The organism is Pseudaeromonas sp. HNCC25DJ182 (assembly GCF_055413365.1).
On sequence record NZ_JBVAYG010000008.1, the window covers coordinates 68,090 to 80,247 of the forward strand.

The following is a 12,158-nucleotide window of genomic DNA, read 5'->3' on the forward strand; positions in this document are numbered from 1 at the left end:
CTTCGCAAGATCAGTAGGGGCGGCCCATAATGTCGAACTTGAAGTCTTCGTACTTGACGTTGGAGCTCAGACGCACCTGGACACCAGAGCTCAGTAAATGGGACTTCGCTGCTATCGTACTGTGCTCGGTATGCTGGAAAATATTCGCTGCAGCCACGGCTTGGCAGCCACCTTGCAAAACGCCGGCAGCTAGATCAGCCATTTTACCAACACCACCACAGGCGATGACAGGTATCGACACCTCACTGGCAACTGAGCGTAGTAACGCCAGATCATAGCCCTGACGACAACCATCCCGATCAACGGAGTTCAGAAAGATCTCGCCAGCCCCCAATGCTTCCAGCCTGCGGGCCTGCTCGGCCGGAGTCTGTGGCAATATGGCTCGAGTTAAATGATTGAACACCCGGTAACCATCCTCAGTTTCGATGGCATCAATGGACACGGTAATACACTGACAACCAAAGACCGCAGCAGCCTCGGTGATAAATGCTTCGTGGTCATACACCACACTGTTCAGGCACACCTTATCGGCCCCGGCCTTCAGCAGATCCCGGATGTGTTGCACGGTGCGGATACCGCCACCAATTGTCAGCGGCACAAAACACTCTTTCGCCGCCCATGCGACCAGTTCGACATTGGGTCCCCGCCCCTCACGGGAGGCATCAATATCCAGAATCACAATCTCGTCCACATCCCAGTTCACAAAGAACTCGATGGCTGTTTTGACGTTGCCGATCGGCAGATACTTACGAAAGTTAAAACTCTGCACCACCAGCTCATTTTTTGTCACTATGCATGGGATCAACCGAACCTTAAGCATGTGCTGACTCCTTTGCCCATGTCATGAATTCCTGCAGCACCCGCATGCCGTTCAGCTGGCTTTTTTCGGGGTGAAACTGCATGCCAACCACATTATCTCGCCGTACCGCAGCCGTCATGACATGGTCGTACTCGAAAGTGGCAATCACATGCTCTGGCGCACATACGGCGTGATAGCTATGCACGAAATAGAAGTTTTTATCGTCACCCAGCGAGCTGAAAAAGCGGGAGTTTTGCTGCACCTGCAGATCATTCCAACCGACATGTGGAATGCGGAATTCGGGTGCCAACTGCATCAGTTCGACACTGCCCGGGATCCAGCCCAATCCGGCATGACGCCCACCTTCGGCCGAGGAGTCAAACAACAGCTGCATGCCCAGACAGATCCCCAATACCGGCTTGCGCTGTTCAAGCACCTGCTCATTAAGCACCGGCAGTAACTCTTTGCCGCGCAGGCTGGCCATAGCATCCGGATAAGCACCGACACCCGGTAAAATAAGGCAATCGGCATGACGAATAACCGCCGGATCTGCGGTTACATCGACCTGATAATCGCCAATATGGTGGATGGCATTCGCAATGGAACGTAGATTCCCCATGTCATAGTCGATCAATGCCACTTTCAAAGCTGCACCCATTCATACCTCTCCATCGAGTTTTGAATTATTATTTTCCATCTCATCACCACGCTTGCCAGCCGCCATCGACTGGCAATGCATGGCCGGTGACATAGGCGGAAAGATCCGAACACAGATAGAGCAAGGCACCCGCCATATCTTCCTCATGCGCCATCCGTCCCAACGGGGTGCGCTTGGAATAGGCTGCGACAAAAGACTCCGGTTGCTGGCGGAAGATCCCTCCCGGAACCAGGGTATTGACCCGGATATCCGGAGCCAACGTAGTCGCTAACCAACGTGTCAATTGATGCAGGCCCCCCTTACTGGCGCCATAAGCAGCCGGATTAGCCATGGTTGTTCCGTCATACAGGCTCCAGTCAGGACCCATTTCGCCATAGATAGAACCGACATTGACCACGGCACCATGGCCGCTGGCTCGCAACAAAGGTGTCAGCCGCTGCACCAGCGCAAACGGCACGGTCAGATTGACTTCCAGACAATTACGCCAAGTTTCGACCGATTGTTGTTCAAAGGGCACGCCCCATCCCGGATGGGCATCAGTGCCGACAAAAGCAGCATTATTGATCAATATGTCCAGGCGTCCGGCCGTTGCCAGTATCTCGGCGATCTGCTCTATCGCCTCCGGTGCTGCCAATTCAACGCCCAGAGCCCTCACTCCTGCAGGCAATTGATGGAGCGCCGCAGGACGATCAACACCGTAAACCGTGGCCCCCTGCTCCAGCAATACCCGGCAGAACAGCTGTCCCAGATGTCCAGCCGCTCCGGTTACCAAAGCAACCCGGCCACTCAAATCGGCCAGTCGGTCCAGCAGACGAACACTCATGATGGTTGCTCCTGTTGCTCTGAAATAGCGATAGCGGACGTCAACGCCCGTTGATACAGACATTCAGCCAGATACAGATCGAGTGGCTCATCGATATCGATGGCACGCTCTCTGGGCACCGTCACCAAGGCAACCCGTCCAGCCCACAGACTGTCAGCGGTTAAAATAAACTGTGGGGAGCTGACATAGGCCACCGTGGTTAAATCAAAGAGTGTCGGCGCATCCTGTCTGCGACGATAAGCTCCCGGCACCGCCAACTCGACCAGCCCCTCCCCGTTCGTCTTGACCATATTGAAATAGGGACTGCGAGCAGCTGGCGTACCCGTTAACACCAGATCCACATCCCCAATCCGGTAACGATCCAGACACGCCGAGATATCCTGATGATTTCGCAACGGAGCCGTCGTCGGCAGGCTGATAAAGGTGGAAAACTCATAACCGGTCTCAAGACAAAAGGTCACGGCATGCTGCCAGGCCAGCCATTCGGAGGCGGTGTCCGAGGCCAACTCAGCCGGACGCAGAAAAGGCACCTCGGCACCATAATCACGGGCTACGGCGGCAATCGCCGCATCATCGGTAGAAACCACGACTCTACCGATATCTGGATGGCATAACGCCTGTTCAATACTGTGGGCAATCAATGGCTTGCCACCCAACGGGGTAATGTTCTTGCCGGGTATGCCCTTGGAGCCTCCCCGTGCAAAAATAAACGCTAATGCTGCATCACCCATCCACCATTACCTCACACCCTGATTTTATGGAGCGTCGAGCCGCCTCGACGATGCGTAAGGCGTTCAGTCCCTGCGCAGCGGTCGCGGCGCCGGATTGTTGCTCAATCCAGGCTTGTAACTGGCGCTGAGCCACCTGCTGCGGCGTACTCTGCCCCTGCATCTGTTGCACTAAAACGCCATGCGCGTCATACCAACAGAGTCGATTCTGCAACATGTCCCATTCAAGCTGCCCCTTTTCGCCCAACCACTTGCTCTGACGGCACGGTTTGAATTGCAACATATCCAGATGCACCTGCACCAGAGGTCCCTGAGCGTAATGTAACGTCAGCTCGACACACTCATCGACGGCCAGTTTCAGATGTGAAGCAGGGGCTTGGGCCGCATACACCCGACTTGGCACTCCGAGCAGAGCACAGACTAAATCCAGTTCATGGCTTAACTCCAACAAGGCTCCACCACCGAGCGCAGGATTGGCAGAGACCATGTCAGCCACCGGAGTATCCGGACGCCAATGGGGTAAATATTGGCCAACCTCGAGGCGCACCAGATGCAGAGCCCCCAATTCTGGCAACCACTCTCGCAGTTGCAGGAAACCATCCGTGAATCGCAATTGGTAGCCAAGTAAACAGGGGCTTTGCAGGGCAGCCAGCAGTCGCTGTCCGTCGCCCAGGGTGCTGGCTAGAGGTTTCTCCACCAACATAGGAACCTGTAACCCGGCCAGCGCAACCACATGTTCGGCGTGCAGAGTGGCTGGAGACGCGACGATTACATATTCCGGTCGCCAGGCCAGAACCTCATCGATGTGATGGAATAGTGCTTCTAGCCCACAGGCATCGCGTGCCTTGCCCGGTCGGCACCACACAGCCAAGCGGACCTGCGGGTAGAGTTGTCGCAGATTATGCAGGTGTTTCTTGGCGATGCTGCCAAAGCCAACAACCAGGACCTTCATTAGAAACCGGCCTCGTAAATATCCTTATTGGCGCGCTCAAAATCATTGTGCTGACCTATGTCCAGCCAATACTCCCGGATCGGAAAAATGCTGGTCGCCTCCTGGGCCGCAATCAATTGGTTAAACAGAGTGGGCATGTCCAGATATTCGCCGGGTTGAATGCGAGCAAAGGCGGGCTTATCCAGTACATAGATACCCGCATTGACGAAGTAATGTTCTACCGGCTTCTCGGTGATGCCCAGGATGCGGTGACCTTCCGAGTTGACCACGCCATAAGGGACCTGGTATTGCCATTCCCGGACGCACATAGTGGCCGCCGAGTGGTGTTGTTGATGGAATTTAAGCAAGGCAGCGAAATCCACCCGCGTCAGAATATCGCCATTCATCACCAATGCCGGAAGCTCTAGCGCCTCCTGCGGGATCAGGCCCAGAGCGCCAGCAGTTCCCAGGGGCTTATCCTCTTCCAGGTAGCGGATATTGACTCCCCACTGACTGCCGTCCTCAAAGTAGTCCTTGACCATGTCCGCCAGATAATTGACGGACAGGAAGAAATTCCGGAAACCGTGTTCGGCAAAACTCTCGATGATAGTTTCCAAGAGTGGCTTGGCTCCGACCTTGAGCATGGGTTTCGGACAATTGGCGGTCAACGGGCGTAATCGGGAACCAACTCCCCCCGCCATCAGGATAACGGTATTGTCTAGCGTTTGCGGTTGATTGAGTTCTTGGAGGGTCTGTAAACCAATCAGACAGCCTGCATCATCCAGTACCGGAATCTGCTCGATGCCATATTGATTCATCTGGCGCAACAACTCATCGCGAGCCTGATTTTCCCGGCTGGTGACCGGCGAGGTCTGCATGATCTCATGCACCATGGCGGTCAGTGGCAAGTGCCGTAGCAAACCACGACGCACATCACCATCCGTCACCGTGCCCAGCAATTTACGTCCAGCATCGACGACCAGAGCCACCTTCAAGCCACTCTTGTCGATGACCATGATGGCCTGCTCAATGGTACTGTCAGGAGAAATCAGTGCATTTTGCCAACGTTTCATTTCTGCTATCCCACGGATTTTTCACAAGATGCAGCAAGTATAATGCCAGAAACAAACTAAAACTCGCGGGCAGGCACACCTTTTAGCCGACTCCCTGCGGGCCAGCTTCGCGTAACCACGGCTCCGGCCGCCACCAGGCAATCCACACCCAGAGTGACGCCCTGAATGACTACAGCTCCAGTTCCGACATGACATCCCCGTTCAAGACAAACGCCGCCACTGAGGCGAGCGCCGGGAGCGATATGAACATGAGCCGCAAGCTGACCATGGTGATCGACCGAGGCACAGGTATTGATGATGACATTTTCCGCCAGCCGACAGCATGGCTGCACCACAGCTCCGGCCATGATTTGCACCCCTTCAGCCAGAGTGGCTCGACGAGAGACGGTCGCAGCAGGATGGATCACGCTGACGAATGCAAAGCCCATGGCCTTGGCTCGTTCAAAGAGCTGTTGCCGCAATGGCGATACCCTGATGCTTCCCACCCCAAGCGCCAACTGATAATCGGCTGCTGCGGTATTGGTCAACCAGGAGTCATCGCCCAGATAGGGGATATCCAGGTCGCTCGGACTGAGCGCCAGATAGCCGGCCACCGGAATGGCGTTGAGCTCCAGGACATCCAGCACCACGGCGGCATGGCCGCCCCCCCCGAGCAGGACGACAGGTTTCATACTATCCCCTCGCCCGGCAAATATTCCTGCTCAGAGACTTTGCCCAGCAACTGCCAGTAGTCCAAAGCACTGCGACCCGAGTGATGACGGCGCACACCAAGATTGCTGGTATCAAATCGCTCACCCACCTGGATCGGTTGCAGCGCCACTAAGCGACGACGCGCACAGGCCGCCGTATTCAGCTCGGCCGATGTCGGCTGTTTATGACCACTGCCGAGAGCCTGCTCGATCTCGCGGATCTGCGTCACCATTTGCGCCAACTCATCCGGCTCCAATGAAGCCAGATGATCCGGCCCCGGAAGCTGGCGGTCCAGGGTGAAGTGTTTTTCGATCATCACGGCCCCCATGGCCGTCGCCGCAACCGGGATATGGATCCCCTGACTGTGATCGGAAAAACCGACTGGCAAGGCAAAATGCTCTCGCAGGGTCTGCATGGCGTTCAGGTTGATACTGGCAGGGGAAGCAGGATACTCGCTGGTGCAATGTAGCAAGGTGACATGAGCTCGCAACGCAAGCCAGGCGGCCGAGTCATCCAGCACACGACTCAATTCATGGGGTGTCGGCTCCTCGTCGGCTCGTAACAGGCCAAATGCGATAATTGCCAACGCCTGAGCGATCTCCGTCAAGGTTGCCATTCCGGTGGACACCACCAAGGGCAACTGGCTACGACCTGCAGCCAGCAGCAGGGGGCCATTGGTCAACTCGCCGGAGGGGATCTTCAGCAGCGGCACGCGCATGGTCCCCACCAGAAATGCCAGGCTTTTAAGGTCGAAGGGCGAAGAGAGCCAAAGAATCCCCTGCTCGGCCGCGTAACTGGCCAGCTCTTGTTGTTGCTCGAATGACAAGGCTAAGCGACTCAACATCTGATATTGACTGTCTTGACTCGCCAGATTCCGCTTCTGGTAGTCCGCCATGCCGACATCGGGTGTAACCAACTCGTCCACCACAAAACTCTGAAATTTGACGGCATCGGCACCGGCGCGAGCGGCCGCCTGGATCAGTTGCCGCGCCAGTTGTAGGTCACCGTTATGATTGACACCGGCTTCGGCAATGATAAATACCGGCTGAACTGAATGGGTCATAGACTACTCCCGGTCGACGAAAGGCAACTTGTGCAGCGCAGTCCCGGCGGACAAGGCACATTTAAGATGTTCGAGCATGCGTCCTGCGACTCCCGGCATGCCGTATTCATGAAGGCAAGCGCCACTACGGGGAGTTTGTAGTAGCAAGTGCAAGGCCTCGGTGATGGCCGCAGGCTGGGCCTCGACCGTCGTTACGCTAGCTGGAGCGTAACGGCCCTGCTGTCGGATGCCGATGTTCAACGTTGGCGTACCCAGAATAGGCACCTCGATAAGGCCGCTGGAGGAGTTACCAACCACCACGGCGGCCAGCGCCACCGCAGAAAGATATCCTTGCAATCCCAGAGCCGGAAAATGCCAACTCTGATCATGCTCGGCAGCAAACTGCTGCAAGATCCGATCGATGGTGGCGCCACCGGCATCGGCATTGCTGCCGGTAATCAAAATTCCACGCTCCCGGTAGGGCTGCAATCCCTGGCAAAGCAACTGCGCCAGTTGCTCTGGCGGGTAACCACCCAATGTCTCAGGATGCAGCGTCACCAGTAAAAATCCGGCTTGTAGCCGGGTGCCGAATCGTTGATTAAATTCTGCCAGTGGCCACAACGGAATCGAGGCGACGTTATCGACCGCCAGGGCTCCGGTATTGAAGACCCGGCGCTCATCCTCTCCTAGCTGCAACAGACGGCGACGATGGCTGGCCGTGGAACAAAAATGCAGGGCGGCCATTTTGCTGATGGCATGTCGAATCGCATCATCCACAGCGCCTTGCGACAATTCGCCGCCATGAATGTGCACCAAGGGTATATCCAGCAATAGGGCCGCCTGTGCGGCCGCCAAAATTTCATAGCGATCTCCGAGCACCACCACGGCGTCGGGCTGCAAGCGATCCAGCGCGTCAGCCATACCGGATACACCCAATCCCAGCGAACGCGCCATATCCAGACGGGAATCACCTGGCTGTTGACACGTCACCCGAGCATCAATGGTAAAACCATCGATCTCGATCTGTTGCCACGTCAGGCCATGGTGTGTGCTGAGGTGATACCCCGTAACGATCACCTGCAGTGTCAATTCATCATCGGCCGCCATGGCGCGAAGCAAGGGCCGCAACAGACCGTAATCGGCACGCCCCCCTGTCACCACGGCGACCTTACGCATGGGATAAGCCAGCGTCATGGGCAAAGCCATCCCGCACTCCGCTGGGCAAATTGACAATCCGTGCCGCCAACCATTCGGCATTCGGTAACGGACCGCGCTCCGAGGCTCTGAAAGCAGGCAGATCGGACATCAAACGCCAGGCCGGTCGACTCATGACGCCCTGTTCATTGGCATAGTGCAAAAATGCATCCAGCTGGCTCTCTGACTCCAACAGCAGAGTGTTTAACCAATAATTCGCGCTAGTCCCCGGCCGTTCGGCGCAGAACGTCAGCCCATGCTCGGCACAGAATTGATTGTAGGCCGCAGCCGTTGCGCGTTTATCCGCCAGCATGGCCGGCAGCAACTCGAGCTGGGCACATCCCAGTGCCGCATTGATATTCGGCATCCGATAATTAAACGCCACCTCATCATGAACAAAGTGCCAGGCATGAGGCTGCTTTGCCGTGGTAGTCAGATGCTTGGCCAGCTTACCGAGCCGCTCATCATCGGTGACGATACAACCGCCGCCACCACAGGTCGCTATCTTGTTGCCATTGAAGCTGAAAGTGCCCAGCAAGCCGAACGTTCCGGTGTGACGGCCTTGCACAGAGGAGCCCAACGATTCAGCCGCATCCTCGACCAACGGGATGCCCCACTCGGTCGCGATGCGTTGCAACCCGTCGATATCCACAGGCAAACCGAAGCTATGCATCGGGAGTAGAGCGGCAATTCGCCGCCCGGTGCGTCGATTGAAGACACCGTCGGGTCGTCGGTCACCATGCAACTCCAGATAGGCTGCGACGGCAGAAGGACACAGCCCCAAGCTCTGCCGCTCCACGTCGACAAATACCGGGTGGGCCCCCTGGTAGGCAATGGCGTTACAGGTGGCAACAAAGGTCAACGGTTGAGTGATCACCTCGTCATCCCGTCCGACCCCGGCCAGTCGCAATGCGACATGCAAGGCGGCGGTACCATTGACGGTTGCAATGGCATAACGCGCCCCCGTCAACTCCCGCATCATGGCTTCAAATCGATCGACATATGCCCCAACCGAAGAGACAAAGGTGGTATCAATACAATCATTCAAATATTGCTTTTCATGGCCGGCAAAACGTGGCGCATGCAACGGAATAAAATCGCTGGAGCCATACCACTGGCGAACAAAGGCCACCAGGGCGATGAGCGAGGCCGGTAACTCAGACATTGTAAATATCCGTCTTATATTTGCCGAGGTTGCCGGGTTGTATAAACCATTCGATGGTCTTACCAAGACCGGCACGAATATCCACCTGGGGTTTAAAACCCGTCAGAGCCTCAATTCGACTATTGTCACACCATAAACGGAATACCTCGGAACCTTCTGGACGCAAGCGTGCTTCATCTACCTCGAAACTAACATCTGAATTCATCAGTTCACGGATCAGCGCCACCGTATCACCCACCGAGATCTCGAAGTTCGAACCTATGTTGACAGTTTGACCAATTGCCGCCGGACAATTGGCGAGCGCCATGAAACCACGACAGGTATCAGTCACATAGTTGAAATCACGAGTCGGTGACACATCGCCCAGTTTGATGCTGCGTTTACCCGCCGCAATCTGGGTAATGATGGTCGGGATCACGGCGCGGGCACTTTGCCGTGGGCCATAGGTGTTAAATGGCCGCGCAATCACCAATGGCAATTCAAAGGCATTATGAAAACTCATCGCCATGGCATCTGCGCCCATCTTGCTGGCGCTGTAAGGCGATTGCGGTTGCAAAGGATGTTGTTCATCAATCGGCACATAACGGGCCGTGCCATAGACTTCGGAGGTGGAAGTGTGGACTACCAGCCCGACACCATTATCCCGAGCGGCCTGACAAATATTAAGAGTGCCACGAATATTGACATCCACGTAGCTATCCGGAGCAACATAGGAATAGGGAATGGCAATCAGTGCCGCCAAATGATAAATAACATCCATCCCCTTGGTCAGTTGACGACAGAAATGGGGATCCCGCACATCGCCACTGACTATCCGCACCTGACTGCGACAAGAAATATCCTCCAACCAACCCCAGTGGTTGAAGGAGTTATATTGCGCCAGAGCCGTGACTTCATGACCAGCCTGCACCAAAGCTTCGACTAGATGAGAGCCGATAAATCCATCGGCCCCGGTTACCAGGACTTTTTTATGTATCATTGATAAATCACCGTATCATCATGCTGATCGTAACGTTCCGCTAATTTTTCACACAGATCGATCAGGTGCTGATTAAATAGATCTAAAGCTTCGTGAATATATTCTTTACGCTCTTCAGGATCCTTGAGGGTGTAAACATACGACATAATCGTTGTCTGGTGATAACAGAAGGTCCCCTTGAGTAAGCGATGGGCCACCCGCAAGTTTTTGTCATTCTTGATTTTGTTAAGTGTGTTGAATTGCAACATGAAAACTCGATGCAGATCTTCACGAGTATCAGGTCGATTCACGCCACGACTCATATTCATCAGCAATAATGTCAGTTGTTCCAAACGATGGAAATCATCAAAGAACTGGCGACGCATAGCCTCACCATCGCTGCGCGGCATATCAAACCGGTTGGCGAAGGTCTTCTTCAGGACGCCCTCTTTTTCTTCACTATTGGAATAATCAATGGTAACCGGCAAATCAGGATCCATAAAAATAGCACCACGGATCAACGCGCCATCACTCAGGTTGTGACATTTAACTGGATGTTGCTCCAGGAGCATTTCCATGATGCCGCGCGACATATCAAATACAGTATTGGTCAGGATCTTGCCGCCACGGCTGGCGTCGATTTCAAAGTGGCTTTCCATGACTGCAGTTTCGCCCTTCCAATCCTTCTGGTAATAAGCGCTGGATTTGGAATGGTGATACTCCTCGGTCCAAAAACCATAGTCGACACCAAACAGATAGAGATTATTGAACCCCATGGCAACAGCCGCTGCTGCCGCACCATTACTCACCGTGGGTGCACATAAAAACAAATTTTCGTAGTGATCGTTGCAGGCGTTTTGAATAATCAAGCCACCGGCATCATGGGGCTTAACGAACAGATATTTATGTTTAAATAAAGCCACAGCTTTGGGAGGAAGAATATTAGGTCCGACCAGGATCGTGTTTTCGAACACCTCCGGATTTCCTGCATTTTGCAGCCATTCATAGACATGAAACGTTCGCTCAGACTCAATATGCAAATCAGGAATAATACCGCGGGCGACCAATGGCCGTAATGCTGTTCCACACGAAAATATAATAGCCTTATCTTTTTCAGCAGCAATTAAATCAATGGTCTTATCCAAAGATGGACCATTACCCACAATAAATACTGGGGTGTTAATTTTGGTTTGGCCCTTCTTGACTCGTTTCAACACCGGCATCCGCATCTGCATATTATGCAGTGAATGGGCAATACTGATGGCCTCATCCTCAAAGAAACCCCAACCACTGACATACCGATATGCCAAGTCGTGAATCAGCTGAAATGCCTTGTCGATATCTTCGCCATAATAGTGACGATAGACCAGCAACCTGGATAGGTTAAATGCTCCTTGCTGATCGATCATACTGCTAATTTCATTGACGAAGGTGCTATCTCCACCGCCAACCGTGATTTTTAGGAAACCACCGCGAGACCGACAGCGCTCGATAATTGGACCAAAATCTATGGTATGCAAAGTGGCATACAGACAATCTGGATCAGGCTCAAATAAATAGAGGAATGCGATGTTTAAATCAAGACTCAGCTTTTCGAGATGATAGCCAAGACCGGAACCTAAAACACAAAAAAAATCAGGAGAGCGATCCACATCGAAAGGGCTTAAATAATGTTGATGGGATGATTTAATTTCTGCTTTTTCTCGTAGCTGACGCAGAGCAATAGTATGCAGATAATGTTCGAAACCTTTTTCATCTTTATTTTGCGGGAAATAACGAAAGCTCTTCGGATCATTGATAAAAACATCAACTTGTTCATAGCAGGCAGCTCGGGGAGAGTCAGGGTAAACCTGCAGGCCATCCCGGACCAGATTTATTTCACCAGCCGCATCGAAAGCAAGGCGAACGTTGGTCGGTGTATAGTCGCGGAAAAATTCGTACACATTGGGCATATGTACACGCAATACGGCTAGGTTGGTGAGGAAGGTGGCCCGCAATAATTTTGTGGCTTGATCGAGTTGCTGACTATCCATGAAAAGCTCCACTGTATGCTAGGCGAATTGCCAAAGAGATAGCATACAGTGAAGCAATTATTGT

The 12,158-nt window shown here is 53.8% G+C and carries 12 protein-coding genes; all 12 read right to left on the minus strand.

Translation table 11 applies throughout. The features are described from left to right. Positions 1 to 10: 10 nt before the first annotated feature. Genes ACZYUB_RS08410 through ACZYUB_RS08465 form a run of 12 tightly spaced genes read right to left on the minus strand, consistent with a single transcriptional unit; the run spans position 11 to position 12,094 of the window. Entirely contained in the window at positions 11 to 820 is an 810-nt protein-coding gene (locus ACZYUB_RS08410; RefSeq protein ID WP_463947069.1) for a HisA/HisF-related TIM barrel protein, read from the minus strand. Further along, positions 813 to 1,457 carry an imidazole glycerol phosphate synthase subunit HisH gene (gene hisH / locus ACZYUB_RS08415; protein ID WP_463947070.1) on the minus strand — a complete coding sequence of 215 codons (645 nt, stop codon included), beginning with the start codon at positions 1,455 to 1,457 and terminating at the stop codon, positions 813 to 815. Before hisH ends, ACZYUB_RS08410 begins: the two co-directional genes overlap by 8 nt. 43 nt (positions 1,458 to 1,500) lie before the next feature. After that, positions 1,501 to 2,280, minus strand: a complete 780-nt coding sequence (locus ACZYUB_RS08420) for an SDR family oxidoreductase (RefSeq protein WP_463947072.1) — start codon at positions 2,278 to 2,280, stop codon at positions 1,501 to 1,503. Beyond that, positions 2,277 to 3,011 carry an acylneuraminate cytidylyltransferase family protein gene (locus ACZYUB_RS08425; protein WP_463947074.1) on the minus strand — a complete coding sequence of 245 codons (735 nt, stop codon included), beginning with the start codon at positions 3,009 to 3,011 and terminating at the stop codon, positions 2,277 to 2,279. The genes ACZYUB_RS08420 and ACZYUB_RS08425 overlap by 4 nt, the downstream gene beginning before the upstream one ends. After that, positions 3,004 to 3,960, minus strand: coding sequence for a Gfo/Idh/MocA family protein (locus tag ACZYUB_RS08430; protein ID WP_463947076.1), 957 nt, complete (start codon positions 3,958 to 3,960; stop codon positions 3,004 to 3,006). The genes ACZYUB_RS08425 and ACZYUB_RS08430 overlap by 8 nt, the downstream gene beginning before the upstream one ends. Continuing rightward, positions 3,960 to 5,012 (minus strand): nucleotidyltransferase family protein, encoded by a 1,053-nt coding sequence (locus ACZYUB_RS08435; protein WP_463947078.1) that lies wholly within the window; start codon positions 5,010 to 5,012, stop codon positions 3,960 to 3,962. The genes ACZYUB_RS08430 and ACZYUB_RS08435 overlap by 1 nt, the downstream gene beginning before the upstream one ends. A 56-nt stretch (positions 5,013 to 5,068) precedes the next feature. Then, positions 5,069 to 5,683, minus strand: a complete 615-nt coding sequence (locus tag ACZYUB_RS08440) for an acetyltransferase (protein WP_463947079.1) — start codon at positions 5,681 to 5,683, stop codon at positions 5,069 to 5,071. After that, positions 5,680 to 6,765, minus strand: coding sequence for an N-acetylneuraminate synthase (neuB, locus tag ACZYUB_RS08445; RefSeq protein ID WP_463947081.1), 1,086 nt, complete (start codon positions 6,763 to 6,765; stop codon positions 5,680 to 5,682). Before neuB ends, ACZYUB_RS08440 begins: the two co-directional genes overlap by 4 nt. Before the next feature lie 3 nt (positions 6,766 to 6,768). Then, complete coding sequence (gene neuC, locus ACZYUB_RS08450; RefSeq protein WP_463947083.1) at positions 6,769 to 7,950, minus strand: UDP-N-acetylglucosamine 2-epimerase; 1,182 nt, start codon at positions 7,948 to 7,950, stop codon at positions 6,769 to 6,771. Beyond that, on the minus strand, positions 7,913 to 9,103 hold the full coding sequence (locus ACZYUB_RS08455; protein ID WP_463947084.1) for a LegC family aminotransferase: 1,191 nt from the start codon (positions 9,101 to 9,103) through the stop codon (positions 7,913 to 7,915). The genes neuC and ACZYUB_RS08455 overlap by 38 nt, the downstream gene beginning before the upstream one ends. Then, the gene (locus ACZYUB_RS08460) at positions 9,096 to 10,082 is read right to left on the minus strand and encodes an NAD-dependent 4,6-dehydratase LegB (protein WP_463947086.1); all 987 of its coding nucleotides are present in this window, start codon (positions 10,080 to 10,082) and stop codon (positions 9,096 to 9,098) included. Before ACZYUB_RS08460 ends, ACZYUB_RS08455 begins: the two co-directional genes overlap by 8 nt. Further along, positions 10,079 to 12,094, minus strand: a complete 2,016-nt coding sequence (locus tag ACZYUB_RS08465) for a motility associated factor glycosyltransferase family protein (RefSeq protein ID WP_463947087.1) — start codon at positions 12,092 to 12,094, stop codon at positions 10,079 to 10,081. Before ACZYUB_RS08465 ends, ACZYUB_RS08460 begins: the two co-directional genes overlap by 4 nt. Positions 12,095 to 12,158 lie beyond the last annotated feature (64 nt).